24 protein-coding genes are annotated in these 25391 nt (G+C 63.7%); 11 read left to right on the forward strand and 13 right to left on the reverse strand.

Annotated elements, in window-relative coordinates; all coding sequences use genetic code 11:
• The 4 genes from kdpB to kdpC are packed head-to-tail and all read left to right on the forward strand — an operon-like array spanning position 1 to position 3695.
• Positions 1–2073, forward strand: a complete 2073-nt coding sequence (kdpB, locus tag QFZ41_RS10600; protein WP_429198740.1) for a potassium-transporting ATPase subunit KdpB — start codon at positions 1–3, stop codon at positions 2071–2073.
• 13 nt (positions 2074–2086) lie between these two features.
• On the forward strand, positions 2087–2272 hold the full coding sequence (locus QFZ41_RS10605; protein ID WP_429198741.1) for a hypothetical protein: 186 nt from the start codon (positions 2087–2089) through the stop codon (positions 2270–2272).
• A gap of 28 nt (positions 2273–2300) precedes the next feature.
• Complete coding sequence (locus tag QFZ41_RS10610) at positions 2301–3107, forward strand: TorF family putative porin (RefSeq protein ID WP_429198742.1); 807 nt, start codon at positions 2301–2303, stop codon at positions 3105–3107.
• Positions 3108–3119: 12 nt separating this feature from the next.
• Positions 3120–3695: a potassium-transporting ATPase subunit KdpC gene (kdpC, locus tag QFZ41_RS10615; RefSeq protein WP_429198743.1), complete on the forward strand. Its 576-nt coding sequence runs from the start codon at positions 3120–3122 to the stop codon at positions 3693–3695.
• A gap of 401 nt (positions 3696–4096) precedes the next feature.
• Here kdpC and QFZ41_RS10620 read toward each other — a convergent pair whose 3' ends face one another.
• Positions 4097–4867, reverse strand: coding sequence for an SDR family oxidoreductase (locus QFZ41_RS10620; protein ID WP_429198744.1), 771 nt, complete (start codon positions 4865–4867; stop codon positions 4097–4099).
• Positions 4864–5745 carry a hypothetical protein gene (locus tag QFZ41_RS10625; RefSeq protein WP_429198745.1) on the reverse strand — a complete coding sequence of 294 codons (882 nt, stop codon included), beginning with the start codon at positions 5743–5745 and terminating at the stop codon, positions 4864–4866. Before QFZ41_RS10625 ends, QFZ41_RS10620 begins: the two co-directional genes overlap by 4 nt.
• Positions 5746–6011: 266 nt before the next feature.
• Between QFZ41_RS10625 and QFZ41_RS10630 the strand changes: the two genes are divergently transcribed.
• The gene (locus QFZ41_RS10630) at positions 6012–7352 is read left to right on the forward strand and encodes an epoxide hydrolase family protein (protein ID WP_429198746.1); all 1341 of its coding nucleotides are present in this window, start codon (positions 6012–6014) and stop codon (positions 7350–7352) included.
• A gap of 64 nt (positions 7353–7416) precedes the next feature.
• On the opposite strand, the gene QFZ41_RS10635 is transcribed toward QFZ41_RS10630, so the two are convergent.
• From QFZ41_RS10635 to QFZ41_RS10645, 3 genes are all read right to left on the reverse strand, one after another.
• Positions 7417–8799, reverse strand: a complete 1383-nt coding sequence (locus QFZ41_RS10635) for a hypothetical protein (protein ID WP_429198747.1) — start codon at positions 8797–8799, stop codon at positions 7417–7419.
• A gap of 228 nt (positions 8800–9027) precedes the next feature.
• Entirely contained in the window at positions 9028–9432 is a 405-nt protein-coding gene (gene arr / locus QFZ41_RS10640) for an NAD(+)--rifampin ADP-ribosyltransferase (RefSeq protein WP_429198748.1), read from the reverse strand.
• 116 nt (positions 9433–9548) lie between these two features.
• Entirely contained in the window at positions 9549–10127 is a 579-nt protein-coding gene (locus tag QFZ41_RS10645; RefSeq protein ID WP_429198749.1) for a TetR/AcrR family transcriptional regulator, read from the reverse strand.
• 139 nt (positions 10128–10266) lie between these two features.
• Here QFZ41_RS10645 and QFZ41_RS10650 point away from each other — a divergent pair, with 139 nt between their 5' ends.
• The gene (locus QFZ41_RS10650) at positions 10267–10806 is read left to right on the forward strand and encodes a hypothetical protein (RefSeq protein ID WP_429198750.1); all 540 of its coding nucleotides are present in this window, start codon (positions 10267–10269) and stop codon (positions 10804–10806) included.
• On the opposite strand, the gene QFZ41_RS10655 is transcribed toward QFZ41_RS10650, so the two are convergent.
• On the reverse strand, positions 10803–11768 hold the full coding sequence (locus QFZ41_RS10655; protein ID WP_429200216.1) for an alpha/beta hydrolase: 966 nt from the start codon (positions 11766–11768) through the stop codon (positions 10803–10805). The two genes, QFZ41_RS10650 and QFZ41_RS10655, sit on opposite strands and share 4 nt — an antisense overlap.
• A 139-nt stretch (positions 11769–11907) precedes the next feature.
• A complete protein-coding gene (locus QFZ41_RS10660; RefSeq protein ID WP_429198751.1) occupies positions 11908–12780 on the reverse strand; it encodes a LysR family transcriptional regulator in 873 nt (290 codons plus the stop codon).
• Positions 12781–12854: 74 nt separating this feature from the next.
• Between QFZ41_RS10660 and QFZ41_RS10665 the strand changes: the two genes are divergently transcribed.
• Positions 12855–13595 carry a hypothetical protein gene (locus QFZ41_RS10665; protein WP_429198752.1) on the forward strand — a complete coding sequence of 247 codons (741 nt, stop codon included), beginning with the start codon at positions 12855–12857 and terminating at the stop codon, positions 13593–13595.
• Here the strand turns inward: QFZ41_RS10665 and QFZ41_RS10670 are convergent.
• Positions 13564–14532: a LysR family transcriptional regulator gene (locus QFZ41_RS10670; RefSeq protein ID WP_429198753.1), complete on the reverse strand. Its 969-nt coding sequence runs from the start codon at positions 14530–14532 to the stop codon at positions 13564–13566. The two genes, QFZ41_RS10665 and QFZ41_RS10670, sit on opposite strands and share 32 nt — an antisense overlap.
• A gap of 114 nt (positions 14533–14646) precedes the next feature.
• Between QFZ41_RS10670 and QFZ41_RS10675 the strand changes: the two genes are divergently transcribed.
• Complete coding sequence (locus tag QFZ41_RS10675; RefSeq protein WP_429198754.1) at positions 14647–15396, forward strand: 3-oxoacyl-ACP reductase family protein; 750 nt, start codon at positions 14647–14649, stop codon at positions 15394–15396.
• Positions 15397–15699: 303 nt separating this feature from the next.
• Here the strand turns inward: QFZ41_RS10675 and QFZ41_RS10680 are convergent, their stop codons facing one another.
• Complete coding sequence (locus tag QFZ41_RS10680; protein ID WP_429198755.1) at positions 15700–15990, reverse strand: hypothetical protein; 291 nt, start codon at positions 15988–15990, stop codon at positions 15700–15702.
• Between the two features lie 202 nt (positions 15991–16192).
• Between QFZ41_RS10680 and QFZ41_RS10685 the strand changes: the two genes are divergently transcribed.
• Positions 16193–16591, forward strand: a complete 399-nt coding sequence (locus QFZ41_RS10685; protein ID WP_429198756.1) for an antibiotic biosynthesis monooxygenase family protein — start codon at positions 16193–16195, stop codon at positions 16589–16591.
• Between the two features lie 3 nt (positions 16592–16594).
• On the opposite strand, the gene QFZ41_RS10690 is transcribed toward QFZ41_RS10685, so the two are convergent.
• Positions 16595–17440: a tetratricopeptide repeat protein gene (locus tag QFZ41_RS10690; RefSeq protein ID WP_429198757.1), complete on the reverse strand. Its 846-nt coding sequence runs from the start codon at positions 17438–17440 to the stop codon at positions 16595–16597.
• Between the two features lie 229 nt (positions 17441–17669).
• Between QFZ41_RS10690 and QFZ41_RS10695 the strand changes: the two genes are divergently transcribed.
• The gene (locus QFZ41_RS10695; protein WP_429198758.1) at positions 17670–18017 is read left to right on the forward strand and encodes a YciI family protein; all 348 of its coding nucleotides are present in this window, start codon (positions 17670–17672) and stop codon (positions 18015–18017) included.
• Between the two features lie 66 nt (positions 18018–18083).
• On the opposite strand, the gene QFZ41_RS10700 is transcribed toward QFZ41_RS10695, so the two are convergent.
• The 3 genes from QFZ41_RS10700 to QFZ41_RS10710 form a co-directional block, all read right to left on the reverse strand.
• A complete protein-coding gene (locus tag QFZ41_RS10700) occupies positions 18084–21080 on the reverse strand; it encodes a TonB-dependent receptor (protein ID WP_429198759.1) in 2997 nt (998 codons plus the stop codon).
• Positions 21081–21115: 35 nt separating this feature from the next.
• Positions 21116–23503: a TonB-dependent receptor gene (locus QFZ41_RS10705; RefSeq protein ID WP_429198760.1), complete on the reverse strand. Its 2388-nt coding sequence runs from the start codon at positions 23501–23503 to the stop codon at positions 21116–21118.
• A 376-nt stretch (positions 23504–23879) separates the two neighbouring features.
• On the reverse strand, positions 23880–24392 hold the full coding sequence (locus QFZ41_RS10710; protein ID WP_429198761.1) for a lipocalin-like domain-containing protein: 513 nt from the start codon (positions 24390–24392) through the stop codon (positions 23880–23882).
• 34 nt (positions 24393–24426) lie between these two features.
• Between QFZ41_RS10710 and QFZ41_RS10715 the strand changes: the two genes are divergently transcribed.
• Complete coding sequence (locus QFZ41_RS10715; protein WP_429198762.1) at positions 24427–25353, forward strand: LysR family transcriptional regulator; 927 nt, start codon at positions 24427–24429, stop codon at positions 25351–25353.
• Positions 25354–25391: the final 38 nt, after the last annotated feature.

Below are 25391 nucleotides of genomic sequence, written 5' to 3' on the forward strand. Positions count from 1 at the left end.
ATGAATCATCCAACCACGACCAGACGCGGTCTCGATCGCGCCCTGGTGACGCGCGCCCTCGGCGACGCCTTCATCAAGCTCTCGCCGCGCCTCCAGTTCCGCAATCCGGTGATGTTCGTCGTCTTCGTGTGCAGTGTCCTGACCACGCTCCTGTGGGTGCAGGCATTGGCGGGACACGGTGAAGCCCCCACGGGGTTCATCTTCTGGGTGAGCCTGTGGCTCTGGTTCACGCTGCTCTTCGCGAACTTCGCCGAAGCCCTGGCCGAAGGTCGCGGCAAGGCCCAGGCCGATGCGCTGCGGGGCTCGCGCCGCGACGTGGCCGCGAAGAAGCTGCCACGTGCCGATCGCGACGCGGCGATCGTATTCACGCCATCGAGCGAACTGCGCGCCGGTCATTTCGTGCTCGTGGAAGCGGGCGACATCGTGCCCGGCGACGGCGAGATCGTGGTCGGCGCGGCAAGCGTCGACGAAAGCGCCATCACCGGAGAATCCGCGCCGGTGATCCGCGAATCGGGCGGTGATCGCAGCGCCGTGACCGGCGGCACCCGGGTGCTGTCCGACTGGATCGTCATGCGGATCACCAGCAACCCCGGCGAGAGCTTCCTCGATCGCATGATCTCGATGGTGGAAGGCGCATCGCGGCGCAAGACGCCGAACGAGATCGCGCTGACGATCCTGCTGGCCAAGTTCACGCTGATCTTCCTGCTCGCCTGCGCCACCCTGTTGCCGTACTCCATCTACAGCGTGCAGGCGGCGGGCATCGGCCATCCCATCACGCTGACCGTGCTGATCGCCTTGCTGGTGTGCCTGATTCCAACCACCATCGGTGCCTTGCTCTCGGCCATCGGCATCGCCGGCATGGACCGGATGATCCGTGCCAACGTCATCGCCACGTCCGGCCGCGCGGTGGAAGCGGCAGGCGACGTGGACGTGCTCCTGCTCGACAAGACCGGAACGATCACGCTCGGTAACCGCCAGGCTGTCGCCTTCCACGCGGCGCCCGGGATCGAGGAGCGTGAACTCGCCGAGGCCGCCGAACTCGCCTCGCACGCCGACGAGACACCGGAAGGCCGCAGCATCGTGACGCTGGCAGCGAAACGCTTCGGTGGACGCGAGCGCCGGGCAATCGACGCACGCGCCGAGTTCGTGCCGTTCACCGCGCAGACCAGGATGAGTGGCGTCGATGTCGGCGCACGGCACATCCGCAAGGGCGCGATGGACGCGGTCGAGCGTTACCTGGAATCGCAGGACAGCCACCTGCCGCCGCTGGTCAAGCGCATGGCCGAGGATGTCGCACGCCGGGGCGCGACGCCGCTCATCGTGGTCGACGGGTCGCTGACCCTCGGTGTCGTCGAACTCAAGGACATCGTCAAGGATGGCATCAAGGAGCGTTTCGCCGAGATGCGCAAGATGGGCATCCGCACGGTGATGATCACCGGCGACAACCCCTTGACCGCCGCCGCCATCGCGGCCGAGGCAGGCGTCGACGACTTCCTCGCCGAGGCGACGCCCGAAGCGAAGCTCAAGTACATCCGCGACATGCAGGCGGAGAACCGCCTGGTGGCGATGTGTGGCGACGGCACCAACGATGCGCCCGCCCTGGCCCAGGCCGACGTCGCCGTGGCGATGAACAGCGGCACGCAGGCGGCCAAGGAAGCCGGCAACATGGTCGACCTGGATTCGAATCCGACCAAGTTGATCGAGATCGTGGGCATCGGCAAGCAGATGCTGATCACGCGCGGTTCGCTGACGACGTTCTCCATCGCGAACGATATCGCCAAGTACTTCGCGATCATCCCGGCCGCGTTCGCCACGACCTACCCGGCCTTGAACGCGCTCAACGTGATGCACCTGGCCACGCCGCAGAGCGCCATCTTGTCGGCCGTGATCTTCAACGCGCTGATCATCATCTTCCTCATTCCCCTGGCCTTGAAAGGCGTCGCTTACCGCGCGCTGGGCGCAGGCGCGCTGCTGCGCCGCAATCTCCTGGTCTATGGCTTGGGCGGCATCGTGGTTCCGTTCATCGGCATCAAGTTGATCGACATGTTGCTGGTCCTGTTCGGACTGGCTTGAACCGAGGTCACCCATGCATTCCGTAAAGCTCACCGTTCTCATTGAAGACACCGGCGACCTGGACATGGAAGTCCGGGTCGTGGTCCCCCATGCCGAGCACGTCGCAAGCAACGTCACGCCGCTGCCACCGCGCGCGGTGGCCGTCGCACACCCTCCCATCGAAGACGACTACGCCCTTGGCGGCTACGCCGGCATCTGATTCGTCACCTCATAGCTAGAGCATTCCCATGAAGATCGTCTCCTTGGCCGCCTCGGTGGCTCTCTCCTTCCTCAGTCTTGGTTCGATCGCACAGGCCCAGGACGCCTCGCCGGTGACCGGCAACGTGGCGATGGTTTCGGATTACATGTTCCGCGGCTTGACCCAGACCTGGGGCCATCCCGCGATCCAGGGTGGCGCCGACTACACGAACCCCAATGGATTCGCGGCGGGCACCTGGGCATCCAGCATCAGCGACAAGAGCTATCCCGGTGGTTCCATGGAGCTGGATCTCTACGCCAGTTTCGGCCGCCCCATCGACGCCGACTGGTCCTGGCGGGTCGGCCTGTACGGCTATGTGTATCCGGGTGCGGACCTCGACGAGGCCGGTCTCCGCTCGCGCTCGTTCAACACGGCCGAAGCCAACGCCGCGCTGACGTGGCGCCAGTTCACCCTGAAGTACAACCGGTCGCTGACGGACTATTTCGCCGCGGATAAGGAGCAGGGCTATGACGGCGATACGCGGGGGACGGGATACCTCCAACTGGATGGCACGTTTCCGCTGTCCGATACCTGGTCGTTGGCGCTGCACGCGGGACATACCCACTACACCGCGAAGCTGGCCACGCCGCTGTCCAATGGAGCGCGTGACGCGAGCTATAGCGATTACTCGGCAACGATCAAGTATCAGTTCGCCGCACACTGGTCAGTGAGCGGTGGCGTGACCCACGCCACGGATGACGTGTTCTATCACCGTGTGTCCAGCTTCGTGAACGCCAGCGACACACGCGACGTCGGCGGGACACGTGGCTTCGTCATGTTCCAGGGCACGTTCTAAGAGGGCAAGGTCATGAAAAAACTCATCAGGCAGTGCGTCGTACTCTTCATCGCCATGACGGTGCTCACCGGCATCCTGTACCCGCTGGCGGCCACCGGCCTGGCCCAGGCGATGTTCCACGCCAAGGCCAACGGCAGCTTGATCGAGAAGGACGGCAAGACGGTCGGCTCGACGCTCATCGGCCAGGCGTTCTCCGAACCCCGGTACTTCTGGGGCCGCCCCTCGGCCACGGCGCCCAATCCGAACAACGGCGCCTCGTCGTCGGGCTCAAACCAGGGCCCGACCAACCCCGCCCTCACCGATGCCGTGAAGCAGCGAATCGACGCGCTGAAGCAGGTCGATCCCTCGAACGACTCCGCCGTTCCCGTCGACCTGGTCACCGCATCAGGCAGCGGCCTCGATCCCGAAATCAGTCCGGCCGCCGCCGAATACCAGGTCGCCCGCGTCGCGCACATGCGAAACCTCGACCCAGGCAAGGTCCGCGAGCTGGTGGCAGCCAACACGCAAGGCCGCCAGTTCGGCGTGCTCGGCGAACCGCGCGTCAACGTGCTGGCATTGAACCTGGCCCTGGACCGCATGGCGCCCTGATGTCAGCGGGCGCCGCTTCCGCTGCGAGCCGCAAACGGGTGGGAACCACAAGCGCGCGGGAACCACAAACGGGTGGGAAGCCGCTTCAGCGGCGATGGGTGCTTGCCGCAAGCCAGCCCGCTGCCGCGGGATCGCCGACAAGGTCGGCTCCCACAGGTCCGTTCCAAGTTCCCCCAGGTGTATTCCTAACCCATCCACTCGATGCTGTTGGTGGGAAGCCGCTTCAGCGGCGATGGGTGCTTGCCGCAAGCCGGCCCGCTGCCGCGGGATCGCCGACAAGGTCGGCTCCCACCAGGTCTGCCCAGGTTCCCCAGGTGTATTCCTAACTGGTCTACTCGATGCCGTTGGTGGGAAGCCGCTTAAGCGGCGATGGGTGCTTGCCTCACCCCACCCATACAACATCACCAACTGACGCGGGCAAATTCCGACTGCTGCCACCACGCCTGAAAGCCCACCCCGCCGATCCGCGCATCGCCCTGCGGCACCAACGTGAGCTCTTCGAGGGTGGCGCCGAAGTAAGGCGCCTGCACGCTGGGCACTACATCGCATGGCGCCTCCAGGTCGACGACGAAACGCTGGATCAGTTCCGACATGCGTTCGCGCTCGGGCCCGGCGATTTCGATCGAGCCATTGAGCGGCGCGGCGACCGCCAGGCGCGACATCAACGCCGCGACTTCGTCGGATGCGACAGGCTGGATGTAGGCGGGCGACAGATGGACCGTCTGGTCACGCACGGCCGATGTGACGATGGCGACCAGGAACTCATAGAACTGGGTGGCATGCACGATCGTGAAGGGAATGCCGGATTCCCTGATCAGGCGATCCTGCAGCGCCTTGCCGCGCAGGTAGTCGCTGCCGAGGGCCGCCAGGCGATGCGTTCCAACGATCGATAGTGAAAGGTGGTGCTTCACCCCCGCCCGCGCTTCGGCTTCGAGCAGGTTGACGGCGGCGGTTTTGAAGAACTCGAATGCCGCCACGTCGTCGAAGGTGGATGAGTTGCTGACGTCGACCACGACCTCGGCACCGGCGAGAGACCGGTCGAGACCGGCTCCGGTGATCACGTCCACGCCCGTGGCACGCGAAGCGGCCGTCACATCATGGCCTTGGGTGCGCAGGCGCTCGACAATGTTCCGGCCGACCAGGCCGCGCCCACCGACGACGACGATTTTCATACAGGCCTCTCATCGATGCCGCCAAGCCAGAACGCGACGTTCTGGACGTACTGGTGCGTGGAGCGCAATGCCTCCGGAAAACGGATCATGCCGTCGCCCGGAGCTTCCGATACGAAGGAAGGGCAACCGGCGGCGATGTCCCAGTTGTAGTCCGCGAAGTGGTGGAACGTCGACTGCGCGATGGCCCGGCCGCCCTGACCGGACTGTTCGAAAGCGACCGCCACATTGAACTCCCTGCCTGTGACCTGGCTTCGCCCTTGCACGATCACCCGGCTGGTCTCGTCTCCGGGCGCAGCGCCCACCGCGCCCTCGTGAGGGTGTGCGGGGAGATAGCGGATGACGCCTTCCTCCGAATACGGGTCACGCAAGACCGGATGCACGTCACCCACGGGCAGCACGTGCTGGAAATCGCCGTTCGCCCCGGAGTGATAATTGGGCCACGAGATATCGGTGGTGACGCGGTCGTCGATACAGCACCGGCTCGGGTCCGGATCGGGATTGCGCGTATGGAAATGGTGTGCCGCGCCGACGCCGGCGAGGGTGCATATCGAGCTGCCGAGATCCATATGGTCTCGCGTCACCAGCATGCTGCCGCCGCGACGCCGGAACTGGCTTATGCCTTCGCAGTCCGCGTCGGTGAGCCCGTTACCGACATCGACCGCGAATAGCCACAGCTGATCGAAATCCGACTCGTGGAGCCGCGACAGGACGGTGTCTCCCTTTCCGAGAGGGTCGCGGTCGCGGGCGGTGACGCGGAAGGCGGGTTGCCCCTCATCGTCCCGAAGCCCCTCCAGGAACACCCTCAAGTGACTGAAGCGCGCGATGTTCCAGTCGTCGGGGTCCCCTTCGATGGTGGTCTGCAACAGTAGGTTCTGCATGGCGGTCTCTTCCTCTGAATCCGATCCTAGCGCGCTTGCGGGGATCGTATTGGTGTTTCGAGCGAAACATGGTGTAGCGGCGAAGGCGAAGCTTATCCGGGGCGTTTGTATCCGTTTGTATCCGGCCGCCCTCAGATACACGCCGATTCAAATCGGGGCGTTCCCGGACACCATCGGGACGGAACCCGCTTCATAGACTGCGAGCACGTCAAGGCAAGCAAGGCCAGGCGTCAGCATAAGAAAATGAAGCCCACAGGAGAATGACTATGTCATCCACACACGCACACACGTTCCGGAAGTCTTCCTTCACCCAGCGCGCGCTCGCCGTCGCGCTCGGTTTCGCCATGCTCGCGCCGACACTCTACGCGCAACCTGCCGCCGCCTTCGACCAAACGACGGATGCCACGTCCAAGACGACGAAGGACGACGAGAGCATTCGCCCGTTCCACGTCCATGTCCCGCAGGAACAACTCGACGACCTGCGCCGTCGCATCGCGGAAACGCGTTGGCCTGATAAGGAGTTGGTGAAGGACGATTCGCAGGGCATCCAGTTGGCGCGCGTCCAGGAACTGGTCCGCTACTGGGGCACCGGCTACGACTGGCGCAAGGCGGAGGCCCAGCTCAATGCCCTGCCGCAGTTCGTCACCACGATCGACGGCGTCGATATCCAGTTCATCCATGTGCGCTCGCGCCATCCCCATGCGCTTCCCGTGATCCTCACGCACGGCTGGCCCGGCTCGACCTTCGAATTCATCAAGACCATCGGCCCGCTGACCGATCCGACCGCCTACGGTGGCCGCGCGGAAGACGCGTTCGACGTGGTCATTCCGTCCATTCCCGGCTATGGTTTTTCCGGCAAGCCCACCGCGCTCGGCTGGGGTCCCGACCGCACCGCCCGTGCGTGGGACGTGCTGATGAAGCGCCTGGGTTACAAACACTATGTGTCGCAGGGCGGCGACCATGGCTCGGTGATCTCGGACGCACTGGCCCGCCAGGCACCCAAGGGTTTGCTCGCCATCCACCTGAACATGCCCGCGACCGTGCCGGGTGACCTCGCCAAGGGCATCAACAGCGGCGACCCGGCACCCGCGGGCCTGACGCCCGAGGAAAAGGACGCTTACCAGTCGTTGAGCACGTTCTTCGGCCGCAATGCCGCCTACGGCGCGATGATGGTCACGCGTCCGCAGACCATCGGCTATTCGCTCTCCGATTCACCGGCTGGCCTGGCTGCCTGGATGTACGAGAAATTCGCGCAGTGGAGCGATAGCGACGGCGTGCCGGAGCGTGTGTTGAGCCGGGACGAGATGCTCAACGACATCACCCTGTACTGGCTGACGAACACGGGTGCGTCGTCCTCGCGCTTCTACTGGGAAAACAACAACAACAATTTCAGTTCCGTCACCCAGCGGACCACCGAGATCAAGGTGCCGGTTGCGATCACGGTCTTCCCGCACGAGATCTACCGTGCGCCGAAGAGCTGGAGCGAGAAGGCCTATCCGAGCCTGTATTACTACAACCAGGTGAGCAAGGGCGGGCACTTCGCCGCGTGGGAACAGCCGCAGATCTTCGCCGAAGAACTGCGTGCCGCGTTCAAGTCGGTTCGTTGAGACGCAATCGACCGTGCGATCCGGGCGGGAGCCAACGTGCTCCCGCCCTTCGCCGTGGTGTCTTTCATGACAGAGCGACGTCACCCACGAGCGCATAGTTGTGCATGGGCCGCGTGGTTCCGTCGCTGGCCACGTAGAGGTCGTTGTCACCGGCACCATCGCGGATATTGCTCCGCGGACCACCGAAGCGCCCCGCGATCGATGGCGGTTCGGCCGGATCGCCCCAACCCAGGCTGATCATGCTTGCGGTCGAGGGGAGGTCGGCCTGGAGACGTAGTTGCAAGGTGTTTCCTGCGATCACACGCACCGACTCGATCAGGTTGTCATCGCTTTCGCTGGCCGGAACGATGGCCCCACTCGCATCGCGCACGTCTAGTCCGTAGTTACGTGTCGGCGCCACCCAGGTCGTATCCAGCGTCAGTATTCCCGCGGGCACATTGAACACGACGAAGACCGTGCGAGCATTCACGACGATCGCCTGGACCATGTCCAGCGAAGGATTACGCAGCGCGACGCCTGCCGCGCGATCCTGTATCAGCTGATAAAGCGCACGTGCGAAGTAGCGGCCTTGCCAACGGTGGCTTTCATTTGTCAGGTGAAGCATGGGTTGGCCGAGCGCCGATTCGTCCGCATAGTCGAAGAGGTACTGCGGGTTGGCCATCCGCAGGTAAGGGCTGGCAAGGCATGCGTCTCGCTGTGCGAGCGCGATGAATGGGTTGCAGAAGGCCATGCTGCCAGCGCCGTAGCTGTTATGGCTGCATACCTGCGCAATCAGCCATAACGGGCGCCAACCTTGCTCGGGCAAGTCGACCTGGCAAAGTTTCAGCCAATGACAGCGCTCCAGTGCGATGAGCTTGCTCTTGTAGCTCTGGCGTGTCTCGATGAGCCCGGTGGAATCGGCTTCACCCTGCTGCCATGTCGTCGCCAGCCAGCCGATGCTGCCTCCTTCGGCCTGCGCTTCGGCGCGCATCAACGACAACATCGCCTTGAGGCGTAGCTGGCTATCGTTCCATCCTGGGTAGCCACTCAGGTTGGCATCATCGAGGAAGCTGGCGAAATAGCCGATGGGCCGGCCTCCTTCGCCGCTGGTGAACGCGCTGTAGCGGCTGTATTGCGCGGCGAAGGGAACGCCGCCGGCGCTGGCGGTGTATTCCACGAGTCCGTCGGCGCAGGCATTCGTACCGACTTCACCGCCGGTACCGTGGCCTCCGTCGTATTCCACCAGGGGAACCAGCCCGGTCATCGCGACGGGATCGATACCGGGACGCACGCCGCCGTTGAATCCAACGTTCGCATACGCTTGTTGCACGGTGAGCGCAGGGTTTCCGCCGGTGCCCATGGCATTCGACTGGCCGTGGAACATGATCAGTTCACGTCGCGCACGCACGATCGTTTCGGCGGGCGGGACGCCCTGTGCGGCGGCGGGCCCGGCGAACAAGCTGGACACGCCAAACGTGCCGGCGATGCTGGCAAGACCCAGCCCGCCGGCGGTGGCGACACTGCGACGGAGGAATTCGCGTCGCCGCCCGTCTGGTCCTGACTGTGCACACCCATTTGACCGAGAGTGTTTCATCGAGGCGGCCCGTCATGTGCGGGAATGATGAGCTTGGCCTGGATGATGCGATCGTCGGCGTGATGGCTTCGCCATGTCCCGGTGATGGGGGCCGGGACAGCTTCATTCTTCGATCGCGTCGATACCGCGTCGCTTCAAATCGTCAAGGAAATCGCGCATCTCCTTGAGCCGCTCGGGTGAATGTCCTTCCCACTCCATCACCTCGCCGACGACGCGAAGTGCGCCGCGCGTGCGATACGACTTCGTTGGGTTGCCCGGGAACCGCTTGTCCGTCAGGTTGGGATCGTCTTCGATGGGGCCTGTCGGTTCCACGATGTAGATGCGACCGCGCCCTTCGCCGACCGCCAGTTCGGCTCCCCAGGTGGCTGCGTCGAGCGTGGCGGAGAGGTAAACGAAGACCGCCTCTTTCCTCTTGCCGAAATTGGACGGGCGGCCGGGTTCGATCAGGTCGCCGATATCGAGGTCGGCCTTGGTGCCGTGGTAGAGCGTTTCTTGCGAAGGGGACATGGCGCTGGTCCGATCAACTGTCACATCGACAGGCGAGCGATGCTGGACCACGACCGGGGACTTTCGGCAAGTCCCCCCGTGTTATATAAATTGGTAACGGGAAGGCGAGGGCCCCCTCAATCCCCGCGATGACGCAAGAGCTTCTTCAAGCCACTGCCGACGATATCGGCGAACACCTTCGGGTCGTCATACGCGCGCGCGGTAAGCATCGCCCCGTACACCATCGACATGAACGACTCCGCTTCCAGCCGAGCGGAACCGTGCAGTTCGAAAAGACCCAGTTGCGCACCCTTCGTCAACACGGTTTCCAACCAGTTCGACAAGTCGCGAAAATGCGCGCGCACATTATCGGCGAGGTCAGCGGGTAGGGTGGGCAGTTCGGAAGCGAGCATGCCGGCGACGCAGAACGGCGCGGAAGCATCCGCGATGCAACGTTCCCAATAACCGGTGTAGAAGCGAAGCTGTTCTTCCGGGTCGAACGCGCCATCGTCGAGCGTCCGCGTCTGCGCGACGATCAAGGCGCGAGACTCTTCCACCACGGCCCTGGCGAGATCGGCCTTGGCGGGGAAGTGATGGTGGATGCTCGCCTTGCGTACCTGTACCTGCTCCGCGACGTCGGCATAGCTGAAGCCGTTATAGCCCCGTGTCTGGATGAGGTAACGGGCGGAATCGATCAGTTTCTGCTGGGTACTCATCGTCTAATCCTACCATGTGGTAGGTAGCGTTGAGCCGGCCGTTCCCACGTGACGGATTAAAAGATGCTTCATCCGGAAGATGTTGACGACGAAGCCTACCTACTAGTAGGGTGTGTTCACTTCTCCACGGACTCCCTCCATGAATTCCCTCCGATCCTTCTATTACCTGCGCGCGGGCGTCGCCTTCGCCTGGGTGGCCGCGGTGCTCCTGTCGGCTCCCGCGCCGGTAGCTCTCGCAGCGGTGCTGCTCGTCGCCTATCCCGCGTGGGATGCACTCGCAAACGTCCTCGATGCCCGCCGAAGCGGTGGCTTGCAGGCCAACCCGGGCCAGAAGCTCAACGCGCTCGTCAGCGTGATCACGGCTGTCGCGATGGCCGTCGCTTTCGTCTTGCGCGGAAATGCAGGCGGCGTGCTGGTGTTCGGCGCATGGGCGCTGCTCGCCGGGCTCTTCCAGTTGGCTGTGGGTATCCATCGCCGCAAACTCGGCGGCCAGGTGTTCATGATGATCAGCGGTGGTCAGTCGGCACTCGCCGGTGTCACCTTCATCATCCGGTCGTTGGGCGTGGCGCCGGGCCTCGCGCAACTCGCTCCCTATGCCGCCTTCGGTGGTTTCTATTTCCTTCTTTCCGCCTTGTGGCTGACTTTCCGGAAGCCCCGTCCGTCACCTTCGATGTCTTAAGGACTCGTGGAAGGAACGATGCCGATCGTGCTCATCCATCGTTCCGCCAGGGACGGCCATCCGGTGATGGGGTCGGTCGTCTTTCGCAAACCGAAAGCGTGGCCTCCCTTCGCGTACAGATGCATCTCGACGGGTATCTTCGCCTGCTGGAGCGCTAGGTAATAAGTAAGCGATTCGCGGATGTCGTCGGTCGGATCGTTCTCCGCCTGGATGATCATCGTCGGCGGAGCATGCGGATCGATCTTCACACCAGGATCGAGCGTCAGCCCCGGTTGCTTCCAGAGATGCCCCGGATAAAGCGCGATGGCGAAATCGGGCCTCACGCTTTCCCGGTCGGCCGCATCGACCGGGCTATAGCTGCGCCGTGCATGATTGCTGACGTCGGCGACCATGCGACCGCCGGCGGAGAAGCCGATGACGCCGATCTTGTGCGGATCGATGCCGAGGGCGCTGGCTTGTTGGCGCAGCAGGCTGATCGCCCGTTGCGCATCCTGCAAGGCCATCGGCTCGATGGGCTCGCGCCTGCAATTGCATTCCTCGTTCCAGTAGGGACCGGAGCCGGGAACCCGATACTTGAGGACGACACAGGTGATGCCCTTGGGCGTGAGCCAGTCACAGACTTCGGTGCCTTCGAGATCGATTGCCAGCACCCGATAGCCGCCTCCGGGAAACACGACCACGGCGGCTCCCGTGTTCTTGCCGCTCGGACGATAGATCGTCATAGTCGGAACCGACACGTGCTGGACCACCGTGACCGGAAGACCAGCGATTTGCCCTCGTCCTGTTCCGAACACTTCCTTGCCGGGCAAGGCGGGTGCGGCGATGGAAAGTCCCTTCGGCCAGAGCGGCGTCTGCACCGCCGGAGCTGCGGGTTGCCAGGGCCGGTCTTGCCGGTTGAGCAGTGGCTCGCTCCCCGTCGTCGCCATCGCGGCGCCGACAGCGAGCAATAGCGCGATGGCAATGCCGGTCCATGCCGTTGTCTTCATGAGTGGGTCCCCCCGGTGCGAGATGCGAGCCAGAGCCGCTACCTTCACCGGGCCACCTGTCTTTCTCGTGGCGGCAAGCTGGCATTGACGTGGTCGCCGAAGGCGCACCCGTGCGTCAACCGGAAAGCAACGACACCACCCAATCGACATCCGTACGGTCGGGAAGTCGGTCGCGTGTCGCGAGGTAGATCGTGTTCGTGCAAGCGGATGTTCCGATCGGGTGCTCCATCAAGCGGTCCGCGAATGCTCGGGACCGTGCCACGTCGGCGGGAACCACGGACCATCCACGTCCGTTCACCACCGCTTCCAGGGTTTCTTCCAGCTCTTCGAAATGATCGGACCGCCACCACGGCTGCGGCAGTGGGACACCGTGATGATTGAACCAGTGAAGGAACACGTATTCGTACTCGTCGTACGTGACGAAACGCAGAAGAGACGGGTCATCGGGTGTGGTGGACCCGGATGGTCCGACCAGCACGATGTCTTCACTGGCCACTGCCTGCGACGCGATGCCCGGGCCCACGAGTGGCCGATAGGAAACGCCCATGTCGACACGGCCTCGGGTGAGGAGGTCGCCTGTCTCGTCCGCAGTGCAAAAGCGCACTTCCAGGCGACGGTTGGCCGGCATCGCCGGGAGAAGCACAGGCAGCAGCCGGTAACGCCCAAAGCCGGTGACCGTTGCGATGCGCAGCGGTTCATTGGCACCGTCGGTTGCGGCGGCTTCCCATGCTTCACGAATATCCAGGTAAGCACGCTCGACCGAACGGGCGAGCGCCTTGCCCTTTGCCGTGGGTTGCAGGTGGCGTCCTACCTTCTCGAACAGCGACACGCCAAGATGTCGTTGAAGGACGGCCAGGTCGTCACTGATCGCCGAAGGTGAGCGATGCAGGAGCGCCGCGGCCGCGGTAACACCGCCAGCCTCCACCACGGCGCGAAACACCGCCAGGCGGCGCAGGTCGATCTGGTCGATCGTTCGTTTTTTCGACATGAGCGACAAGAAAAAGCGAATGGTGGCGAGTGCGATGGCCCGGTTAGGCTGCGAACCATGACCGGAGGCCGATCATGACGTACCGTCACATCTTCCTTGCCCTGTTGCTCGCCTGTCCACCGGCGGCCATCGCCTCGGACGCGCCGATGGCCCATCTGTTCGGGTATCGGCCGGCGCCGGGCCAGGCGCAGCGCTTCGAGGACGGCTACCTCGAACACCTCGCCTGGCACCGTGCACATCGCGACCCCTTGCCCTGGTATGCATGGACCGTGGCGGACGGGCCGCGTGCCGGACTGTTCATCGATGGCACGTTCGACATTCCCCTGGACGGGTTGGACAAGCGGCCCGACCCGGCGGGCGATGCGGCGGATGCGCAGCGCACTTTCTTTCCTTACGGCACCCCATCGCTACGCGAGACGTGGCGACGTGTCAGCCCTGCAAGCACCTCGCCGCTCGCGCATCCCGAGCGCCCACTGCGCATCGTCATCTACACGTTGAAGCCCGCAATGGCGGCACGGTTCGATGTGCTGGTGGCCGACATGGCACGCGTGGCACCGTCGCCGCAGCCCATGGCCTGGTTCGCGCCGGTCAGCGGCACGGCGCTCAACAGGCGGATGTTGATGGTATCGATGAAGGATGGGACGGATGAACTGCCCGCTATCGACCTTGAATCGCGTATCGATGCGTTGGGAAATACGCGCGATGCGTGGCGCACGGCATTGGCGGAGACCGTCACCGGGACGGAAGCCGAAACATGGCAACCGAAGATTCGATTGATGCTCGTCAGCGACGCGAAGCACCCGGATCGCGAGTGATCCGGGGTGCCGCGTCGACAGCGGAAAACCGCGCCGGCAAGTCCTGCTCCCGAAAGCACTCCACGATGTGATCGATGAACAGCCTCGTCTTCTGTGGCAGCAGGCGTTGCGCCGGGTAGTAAAGCGACAGGTGACCGCCTTCGACCCACCACTCCGGCAAGACGCGCACGATCCGCCCGCGCTCCATCCAGGGCAGGGCGGATTGCACGGCGAGCAGCGCGATGCCCATGCCGAGTGCGGCCGCGTGACCGGCGGCGTCGGGATCGTCGAACAGGATGCGGCGATCCAGCTCCACGGCCGCTTCCTCACCGTGTCGGTTGGAAAGCACCCAATCCCTCACGCGGCCGGTTTGCGGTGAACGTATGAGGATGCCTTCGCGACCGGCGAGATCCGCAGGCGTGGCGATCGTGGGACCATTCGCGAGGAACTCCGGCGACGCCACCAGGATGCGGTGCGCCGGTGCGAGCGCACGGGCAACGACACCCGGCCGCATGTCGAAACCTCCGCCGATGGCGACGTCGAATCCTTCGGCGATGAGGTCGACCGGACGGTTGTCGAAACGCCAGTCGGGCCTCACCGCGGGAAAGGCTTTAAGGAACGAAGCGAGCATCGGGACGATGTATTCGCGGCCGAAGGCATAGGGAAGCGCGACGCGCAGCGATCCGGCAGGGCCGGTCGTGCGTGCCTGCGCATTTGCCATGGCGCCATGGAGTTGATCCAGGCTGCCCTGGACTTCCAGCCGGAAGGCTTCGCCCGCTTCGGTGAGCGAGAGCCGCCGGGTGGTCCGCTGGAACAGGCGGACCCCCAATTCCACTTCCAGGCGTGCCACATTCTTGCCCACGGCAGCGGGCGTGAGCCCGAGCACCCGCGCGGCAGCGGCGAAATTGCCCAGTTCCGCGCTGCGTACGAAACAAGCGATGCCATTGAGGGTGTCCATGGCGCAACTCTAAACCAGATGGATCGAATGAAACTACCACTAGGTCTCTAGTGGTTGATGCTCCAAAGGCCTAGATTTGTTCGGGAATCGAACACCACCTACCGGAGTCCCACCATGAACGACCTCAATTCCATCCAGGGCAAGAGCGCCCTTGTGCTCGGCGGTTCGCGTGGCATCGGTGCCGCGATAGCGCGGCGGCTGGCTGCCGGTGGAGCCTCCGTCGCCATCACCTATGTGCAGGGTGCTGCTGCCGCCAACACTGTCGTGGACGACATCACCAAGACCGGCGGACGCGCCATCGCCATTCAGGCCGACAGCGCGAACGATGCGGCGATCGAGCAAGCGGTGAGCAAGACGAAGGAGGCTTTCGGCGGTTTCGACATCCTCGTCAACAGCGCCGGCGTACTCGCCATCGCGCCGATCGAGGAGTTCACGACGGAAGACCTCGATCGCACGATCGCGGTGAACATTCGCGCGGCCGTCATTGCCAGTCGCGCCGCTGGCCGTGTCATGGGCAAGGGTGGCCGCATCATCCATATCGGCAGCACCAATGCGCAGCGCATGCCGTTCGCTGGTGGGGCGGTGTACGCGATGAGCAAGTCGGCGCTACAAGGCCTGACGCAAGGCCTGGCGCGAGATCTCGGCCCGAAGGGGATTACCGTGAACGTCGTGGAACCGGGTCCCATCGATACCGACATGAACCCGGCGGACGGACCCATGGCGGCAGGACTCATCCCGATGCTCGCGGTCGGCCGTTATGGCCATCCCGACGAGGTGGCCAGTCTGGTCGCTTACCTGGCTGGCCCCGAGGCGGCCAACATCACGGGTGCGCGCATGTTGATCGACGGCGGTTTCGCTGCGTAAGCACGCCGCAGGACGCATTCGCCGTGTGCGACGAGGAGAGCTGACGGGTGGGAAGCGGGCTGGCCCGCGAGTCCTCAATCTTTTTGCTGGCGAAGGAGGCTTTGCAGTGATCGGGCGAGGCTTTCAACCGCTCGCTTAGAGGCGACGCAGCGCCTCGTTCGTCTCAGGTGACGGATCGCGGGCCAGCCCGCTTCCCACCCGGGTGAGGAAGGCTGGGTGTAACAGCTCTGCTACCGCGCTTCCCGGACTTCCGTGACGCACCAAAAGAAGGGCCGCGCCCTGCGTGCGGCCCGTCTTTTTTGCTTACTTACTCTCGGGAACGATATTGGCCAGCTTGCCCTTCTTATCGAACTGGCAGGTGAAGTTCTTTTTGCCATCCATCCCCGCGTCGGCGGTACCGGCGATCGTGTAGCCGGCATCGGCGGCCTGGATCGGCTGCAGTTGGATGTAATCGTTCTTCACGTCGAACTTGTCCGCGGCGGCATCGAGGCAGCGTGTGGTCAGCTTGCCCGGATCGGGACGGTCGGAAGCGACGGCGTGCGAGGCGAGAATGAGGCCTAGGGAAGCGGCCAGCAGCAGGGTTGAATTGCGCATGGGTCTATCTCCGTACGAGGCACGAGGCCGGGATACTGCCAGCGCGAGTCTGCCTTGGATTTCCTTGCGGCAGGATGAACTGGGGTAGGCGGCCGTAGGTGCGAGCGTTCAGCTTGGAGAAGATCCGGAGTCAGTCTTGGGGACCGGTTTTGTGCGGATAATGGAGGCCTGCGCCACGCGGGCGCCGCCGCTGGATAAACAGATGATCACCGGAAAAGCGATGGCACCTGACATTGACAGCAATGAATCTACGCGCACCGATACTCACGTAAAGGGAGAAACCATGGCGGTGCCTCCCCGCGTCGGATTCGCCGTCATCTATCGTTGGCGTCTGCATACCGGAGCGGAGGAAGCGTTTATTTCCGCCTGGCACAGGGTCAGCAGCTTGCTGGAATCCGAGCGAGGTTCATACGGCGCGAGGCTGCACCGGGGTGATGATGAAATCTGGTACAGCTATGCACAATGGCCGAACCAGCAAGCGCGTGCCGACGCATTCGCCCTGGGCGATGTGGACCCCATTGCCCAAGCCACCATGAAAGCAGCGATCCTCGAACAGTTGCCGGACATCCTGCTGGAACCCGTCGCCGACCTGATGCGCTGAGCCTTACCAGGAGTCGTCGTCGGAAGACCCGCTATCGCCCGATGAACTGTCGTCCCACGAACTATCGTCATTGCCCATGTCGATCGGATCGCTGCGAAGATCGTCATAGGCCTGTGCCGAAGGATCGCGATCGTCGCGAACGGTGGAGCCGGTCTCCGGCAACACCTGGCTACTGCTGTGGGAGCGAAGCGCCTCGTCGAGCAACATGCCAGCGGCCACGCCGCCTAGTCCTGCCGCTACTGCCGTTCCCACGCCCGAATGCGATTGCGGAGGCGGGGGTGGAGCGTAGGCACTGCTGCCCGGATAGCCGCCATACGGCGGCGTTCCACCCGGCGCCTGCGCGGGCGGATAGCCGATCGAGGGGCCATCGTCCGCGCGCTTCCGGCGCATCCAGAGGGACGCGATAAGCGCGATACCGGCTCCGATGGCCAGGATCTTGAGCAGGTTCGACGAACCGCCTTCACCGCGGGCCGGCTGCCCGGTCTCGCCGTTGCGAACCGGGGCCGACGTGGTCCGAATGTTGGCCGCAGGGGCCAGCGCCTCATTCAACTTCCGCTGAAAAGCCTGGAATTTCGCGGGATCGGTGAAGTGCGTACCCGGATCGAGCGTCGCCGCCTTCGTCGCCTCGGCCTTGGCCTCGCCGATGTTGCCTTCGTGAGCCAACACCTCGGCCAGTACATAGTGGGCTTTCGCGCTTTGCGGATGTTCCGCGATCGCGTCGCGAAGCAGCGCTTCGGCTCCCGGATAGTCACCGCGAGAGATCAGGGCCTGCACGTCCTTAGGTGAGTCGGCGGCGCCCGCCAACGGCGCAAGGATTAGCAACGCAAGAAAGAGAATCAGCTTTTGCATGAGGTTCTTCAGTGCCCGGGATAGTTACTTCAAGCAGCCTACTCTCCCCCGATTTTCAGCAAGCTTTCTTTGATGAATCAGCCGCGGCGGTCATTCGAATGAGATTCTTGAACATGGTTCTCCCGTTGTCGAAATAATTTTCGGGCAGGCTGTCGAATTCCGGACCCTCCGTTCGACGTACCAGTAAGGCGGACGACAGGTCCGGCTGAAACCACTCAAGGAGAAGACAATGCCGCAGTACCTGGTTGCTGGTTACCTCCCCGACGATTTCGACCCGTCCCAGATGGATGAATCCGTCGGCCGCGACATCCACGCGCTGAACAAGGAAATGATCGACGCCGGCGTCAGGAAGTTCGCCTGTGGGCTCGGCGCCGCCAAGTCGCTGCGCACGCAAGCCGACGGCGAAGTCTTCGTCACCGATGGCCCGTACCTTGAAACCAAGGAACATATCGGCGGCTTCTGGATACTCGAATGCGCCGATATGGACGAGGCGCTGGCATGGGCGCGCAAGGGTGCCAGTGCGACGCGCGGCCAAGTGGAGGTTCGGGAGATTTTCTTCAGCCCTGCCCCGGAATGAGCCCGGTCTCCGCGTATCTTCGCCCTCCCCGGAGATGGCGCTGGTAACCAGCGCCATCCGGTGCCCTCAATAGTCGTAACTCAACCCAAGCCGCACGTACCGCGGCACCTGGCGAACCACCGCCTGCCCATACTGAGGATCGGGCACGCCAGGATCGGTCTGCGAATACGGGTACCGGTTCAACGGCCGCTGCTCATTGAACACGTTGAAGACGCTGGCGGTAAAGGACAGCTTGCCATCGGCGAAGGCTGGCCGATACGTCGTACCCAGGTCGAGCTGGCGGATCCAGGGCAGCCGGCCCTGCTTGCCCGGCGGTGACGCGACGCCATCGCAGTAGTGGTACGAGCCGCCGTACTTGCCCGGATCGGAGAAATCGGGGCCGTAATAGCCGAGGCAGATCTTCGGCGAGCCGGAAGTCAGGCTGAGGTTGGCCGAGACCAGCCATTCGGGCGTCAGCTGATAGTAGCCGAACAGTTTCAGCTGATGGGTGTGATCGTTGTTGGTCGGGCCATTGGTGTTCTCCATGATGTAGCTGTTGTCCCAGTCCTCGCTGGTGGAAGCCGCGGTCTGCTGGAGATCGGAGCGCAACTGGCCTTCCGTGTTGCCGTAGCTGCGCGAGAACACGTAGTCGACCTTGCCGTACCAGCGGCCGTCGAACGGGTGCTCCAGGAAGCCTTCCAGAGAGTAATAACGCCGCTTGAGGCCCTGGAAGCCGAGTTCGCTGTTGCTGAGCGGCACGGCGACGAGGTTGCCGGAAGTATCGATCACATTGAACGTGTTCGCGCGGCCGGGGTTGAACAGGTAGCAGCTGTTGGTCGTGGTCACGTCGTAACCGAGTGCCGCCGCCTTGGCAATGATCCGGTCGGTGTCGCAGTAGTCGTCGATCGCGCTGCGCAGGATGCGCTGGGTTGCCTTCGCCCCGTAGACCCAATCCTGGCCCAGCGTCTTTGTGAAGCCGAGGATGAACTCGTCCTGGTATTCCGACTTGAGGTTGCTTGCCGTGACCGTGCGTGGATCGGGCAGCACGCCGTAGTAATTGTTCGACGAGACCGGCTGCGAAAAAGCGGTGAGGCCTGTCGGCAAACCTTGCGCGTCGATGCCGCCATAAGTGAAGTACTGCGACGTGCTGAGTGACGCACCCGCGGCGTTGAGGCCGGGGTTGAGCGGCAGTCCGAGATAGTAGCGGCCGGCATTGCCGTAGACCTTGAAGCTGGCATCGCCGTTTACGTCCCAGCTGAAACCGAGGCGTGGCGCCCATTGCGGCCGATGCTGCGTGACATAGGCATCGCCGTCCCGGTTGTAGTTCTCGAACTGGTCGTTGCGAAGGCCCAACGAGAGCAGCCAGCGATCGCCCACCTGCCACTTATCTTCGATGTACTGGGCTTTCTGGCTCGCGCGCACGCTGGCCAGCGAACTGACCACATGCCGAACCACGTAATAGCCTTGCTCACCATTGACGATGCCGCCGGTGGCGGGGACGCCAAGCCCCGTGGAGATCGGCGTATTCGGGTCGGCCTTGCCGTAGGTCCAGTAATAGCCATCGCCCGAGGCCTGGGAGCCCTGGTCGAGCGCGCGGGTGACCTGGTTGTCGATACCCGCGCTGATCGTATGGTCGCCGAGCACATAGGTCACGTCGAAGCGCGTGTTGGTGCTGCGCGTGCTGCGGCCCGGATTGGTCAGCGTCTGTACGGTCTGGTTGTTGCCGAACGGCGTGCCGCCATTCAACGCGGGATTCTGGTTGGTGAGCCCATTCACGTAGGTCAGCTCGCCGTTATACGAGCCCGGCTGGTCGTACTGGTCCAGCTTCATCTTGCCGTACAGCGCCGAGACGGTCAGGTTGTCGGTGATGTAGCCGGTGTACTTCGCCGACCACACGTCGCCGCCCGTCTTGGTGTCGTCGTCCGAGCCGATCCGCTCACCGCGACGCAGTGCGTCGTAGTTGTAATCGTAGATCGTGCCCTGCGTCTCGCGTTTGCTGGAGGCGCTGGTCACCTCGAGGATGTGATTGTCCGCAATGTTCCAGTCCAGCTTGCCGTACCAGCGAGGTGACCCGTACCGGTACTGCACGTCCGGACTCGTGTCCTCCACGTTGTTGTGCGTCGAGCCTTCCTGCCGCTCGAACTCGCCGGCGAGGAAGAAGAACAGCTTGTCCTTGATCAGTGGGCCGCCGACATAACTGCTCACCGTGGTCACCCAGCTGCGATCCTTCCGGTTGGGCTGGTACAGATCGCCAGCCACGGGGGACGCCGGAAGGCCGTTGGTGTAATACGTGTTGGCCGACTCGGCACGCGCGAAGGCGGGCTCCCAGAGCACCTGCCCACCGAAGTGCCACTCATTGCTTCCGCGTTTGCCCACCTGGTTGATGACACCGCCGTCGGAGCGCCCGTACTGCGCGCTGTAGCCGCCCGTATAGACCTCCTGTTGATCCACGGCGCCGTAAGGGAGGGAGATGCCACCCATGCCGCGCTGCGGATCGGTCACGTTGTAGCCGTTGATGTAATAGGCGTTCTCGCTGGCCGCCGAGCCGCCGAAGCTGTTCAGCGATGACCCGGTCGGACCCTTGAAGCCACCACTGTTCGAGACGACACCGGGGGCGAGCCGCGCGATTTCATCCGCGTTGCGCGCGAGTGGCAGCTTGGCCAGCTGGTCCGCGGTGATCACCGAACGGGAGTCCACCGAGGTCACGTCGATATCGGGCAGGCGCGAGGCGCTGACGCTGACGCCTTCGAGGTTGGCCGCGCTGGCAACGAAGGAGACATCGGTGGAGGCGCCGACCCTGAGCCCGATGTCCTTACGGGTCTCGACATCGGCCCCATGGCGCCGAAGGGTGACGGTATAGGTGCCTAGCGGAAGCTGGCTGGCGCTGTAGCGCCCCTTGGCATCGACCGTGACCTCGCGGGTCAGGCCATTGCCACCTTGCACGACGACGGTCGCCCCCTGCGCGTCGCTGACCTGGCCCGAGATGGCGCCGGTGGTCGACTGGGCGAAAACCGCTTGCGTGCCGAGCGCGGAAAGAAGTGTCGCGGCCAGAAGATGGCGGCGAATCGGTAGCGTGGGATGCACGTTGTAACCCCTGGGTGGTCGAGGAAAAGGCGTCGTCACCAGCGATAGGCGACGCGCGTGTAGAGGTACCGTCCGCTGTAACCGAACGGCGAGTAGTCCGGATATGGCCAGGTGCCGCCGACGGCACCGTCGCTTCCGGCCTTGTACTTCTGCGGGTAGACGTTGGTGAGGTTGTCGACGCCTGCCGTGAAGGTCCAGCCGTGGACCGCGTAGCTGGTGGACAGGTCGAGCAACCACCGCGCGGGGAAGACCTGGTCGAAGCCGGGATTGCTGACAGGGTCCTGGTTGACCGTGAACTGTCCGTAGCGTGTCAGCGCCGCATGCACGTTCCAGCCGCGAATACCGTAGTCGGCACCGAAGGCGATCTTGTCGCGTGGCGCACCGTTGGTGATGTAGCCCTGCGCGATATGCCCGACGCGCACCAGTTCCAGTCCGCTTTCGGCAAGCGTCGCGGGGTTGGGCGCCACCGAGAGAATCGACGTGTGGTTGCGGTTGTAGGCGGCCGTGAGCTGCAGCTTGCCCGCGTCCCCGAAATCGAGGCGGTAACCGCCACTGAGATCGACGCCGCGGGTACGTGTCTTCAAAGCATTGGTGAAATAGCTGCCGCCCTGGATGTTGGCGAAGCCCTGGCTCTCCAGGTAGGCACGCACGTCGTCGCCGACGAGGTTTTCGGACGGGACAATGCGATTGCCGATGGTGATCTGGTACAGGTCCAGCGAGAGCGTCCACGCGCCGGGCGCGTAGACGGCACCAAGGGTGTAGTTATGCGATTTCTCCGGCTTGAGCGGTTCCGCGCCCAGCGCGCGGGCGACCGGATCGCTTACTGCGAAATTGCGGATCTGCGTCGGAACGCCGCCGATGACATTCGTCGAGGTGGTCGTGTAGTACTGCTGGGGTAGCGACGGCGCGCGGAAACCCGTCGCCGCCGTGCCACGCAGTGCGAAGCTGTCCGTGAAGTCGTAGCGTGCCGACAATGTGCCCGAGGTGGTGTTGCCGAAGTCGCTGTAATCCTCGTGGCGGACGGCCAACGAACCACTCAGCTTGTCCGTGATCTGGTTTTCCAGGCTGATGTACTCGGCGACGTCGTGACGACTGTGATGCCCCGCGTCACCCGGCGTGAATCCGGGAAAGCCCTGGGAGCCCGTGCCGACGTACGACGCCGGGGCGCCGGCTTCGATCGCGTACTGCTGGTGCAGATACTCGATCCCGAAAGCGAGGGTCACCGGGTTGCTCAGCCAACCTACGTCGAGATCCCGGGCCACATCGACATCGAACGCCTTCTGCGTGGCGATGAGGCGCCCGGCGTTGAAGCGGGTGGGGCTGGCCGCACCGAGGTCGACGTTGAGCGTGTGCGTCGGATCGATGCTGACCCGATCGCGCCCGTAGTTGCCGCTGATATCCCAGCGCCATCCGTTTGCGGTGGTGCCACGCACGCCGGCGACAACGGCGCTGTCGATCGAACGCACATCGTTGAGGGGCAGGTAGCCGTTCGGGTAGATCGACGGTACGTTGCGTGCGCTGTCGTAGGTACGGAACAGGGCGGGCGACGTGCCCTCGCGGCTGCTGGTGCTGGCGAAGGCGTAGAAGTCCACGTTCGAGGCTAGGGCGTACTGGACGTTGAGCAGTGCCTGGTGATTGCTGATGTCCGGTTCGCCGATGCGCTGGGTCCGCTGGCCGTAAACGGGTGAGGCCGGATCGCGGTAGTCGCGGCCACCGCGATTGGTCGCGTCCGCATGGCCCTGAACCACGCTCAGGCGCGCCCAGCCCTTGTCGCCGCCGAGCGGAATCCCGAGGCTAGCTTCGCCCTGCCACTGCTTGCCGTCGCCCGCGCTGTAGCGTCCCGCGGTGATGCTCGCTTCATTGGTCCCGGCACCGGCGGCGCCTTTGAGCACGATGTTGATCACGCCCGCGATCGCATCCGAGCCGTACTGGGCCGAGGCGCCATCGCGCAACACTTCGATGTGGTCGATGGCGGAGATCGGGATCGAGTTGAGGTCGGCGGGCGCGGAGCCACGGCCGAGCGCACCCTGTAAATTGAGCAGGGCGCTTGTATGCCAGCGCTTGCCATTGACCAGCACCAGTGTTTCGTCGGGCGAGAGGCCGCGCAGAGCGGCCGGGCGCACGATGCCCGAACCGTCATTACCTGGAGCGCGCGGAAAGTTGAGCGAAGGCGTGAGCCGCGACAGCACGGCCCCAAGTTGGGTATCGCCGAACGACTGCAAGTCTTGCGACGTGACCACATCGATCGGGGACAGCGAACTGCTCTGGCTGCGATTGACGGAACGGGTACCGGTGACGACGACCGTCTGCAGCTTGGTCGCGTCTTCGGCCTTGTCGGCATCCTGAGCATGAGACACAGGGCCGAGCAGGGCGCCGGCAACGAGGGCGGACAGCGACAAGCGCACGGGTAGAACATGCCTCATGAAGGATTCCTGGGGGTACGGGCGTCGGTACGACACGCGGCTGCATGCCGCGCGTAGCGCAGGGAACGAGGGGAGTGTTTTTTATCCGCCTGTCAGGCGGAGAGGCGCAGGCGCGAAAGCGCGATCAGGCAGGACAACAGCAACACGCACCGATCGTAGTGACGATCGGATGGCGCGTATCGCTCGTAAGCTGCGTGATCATGGCGGTTCTACTCCGGAGGACGCTCAGATGTCTGGGCGTTTAGAAGTCCGAATGGGAAATCCATGCTGGTGCAGGAACGTGCGGTTGTCAACTACCTTTGGAAACCTGTTACAGGACGTGCAGGGCGGCATCGGCTCGCGGAATACCCGCGCGAGCGGATGTCTTTTGCTCTGGTCAGCGGGAAATCCGCTTCCATCCGGTCAATGGGATATCACCGTTAGGGCGTGGCGGAACCTTGTAACTCAGCATGTCGCCGGTCAATTCGTATCCGCGCACCTGGGTCGTTCCCTCCCAGTTCGGATACGTCGCCCCATCGATGTGAAAGGTGAGCGTTCGCTTCACCGGATCGACGTCGACCGTTCCAAAGTGAGAACTCGTTCCCAATGTGGCGGCTCGAAATTCATCGGGCGTGCCCGCGTTTTTGTCGTTGGCGGCGAACCTGGGGCGGGAACGGTTGAAGATGAACAGCGAATAGTGGCCAGCATGGTCGATTTGCAGCATGCCCTTGGGGGCGTCGCCGTAGTCGTGCCCGCGCATTCCGTTGGGATGCTCCACGTCTGCAAAGGCAAGGACCCAGGTACCTTGGAGTGCACCCACGGAACTCGACTTTCCAGCCTCCGAGGCGATGGCCGTGCCAACGGGCAGCAGCGCGAGGAGGGCGATCAGGAGCGTCTTGGTAGGTTTCATGGCTGCCTTTCCTATCCGTGTTCGGCGCACTTTAGTGCGCTACCATCCATATCGAACACATATCGAGAAGTATTTCAGTCATTTCACATTGAAATGGATAACCATGAAACCCTTGGATCTGGAAGCTGTTAAGGCCTTCGTTCTGACGGCCGAACTGCAAAGTTTCACCCGTGCGGCGGAGGCCTTGGGTAGCACGCAGTCGGCAATCAGCCTGAAATTGCGCCGGCTCGAAGATCAGCTGGGCCGGCGGCTGTTGGAGCGGACGCCGCGTCAGGTGCGTCTATCCGCCGAGGGCGCCGCCTTCATGGAAGCCGCGCGTGAGTTGGTCGGTGCGCATGAACGCGCCATCGCGTCGTTCGATGTGAAGCAGCGACGACTTGCGATCGGCGTCAGCCATCAGTTGGTGGGCAGCGAGTTGCCTGCCTTGTTGCTCTGGATGAACGAGCACGATCCGAACCTCGTGATCGAACTGCGCGTCGCCGGCTCGAATGACGTGATCAAGGATTACGACGACGGCGTGCTGGACGCTGCCCTGGTATTGCAGCCGGAGGACCGCCGCCGGAATGGCGAAGTGCTGTTCGACGAATCGTTCGCCTGGATAGCGGCTCCCCACTGGCAACCACGTCCGGGCCAGCCGCTACCACTGTCGACGCAGGGCGAGACGTGCAGCATTCGTATGGCGGCGGTTCGTGCGCTCGATAGCGCCGGTATCGCCTGGACGGAAGTCTTCATCGGCAAGGGCGCGGCCGTGGTCGGGGCGGCGGCGGCGGTCGGGTTGGCCGTTGCGGTGTTGCCGCGGCGCGCGGCGCCGTCCGGTACCGTCGATGTGGGTCAGGCGCTTTCGTTGCCTCCGTTGCCTACCCATGAGGTGGTGCTGTACTCGGCGCTGCATGACAGCCGGTCGCGTAGTGCGTTGCGTACGTTGGGGATGGCGTTCAAGAACCTGTCCAAAGCGGGATAATCGCTGGAACGTAAATTGATGCGATTTTTACGGCTCGA

Source organism: Luteibacter sp. W1I16 (assembly GCF_050434905.1).
Taxonomy (GTDB): Bacteria; Pseudomonadota; Gammaproteobacteria; order Xanthomonadales; family Rhodanobacteraceae; genus Luteibacter.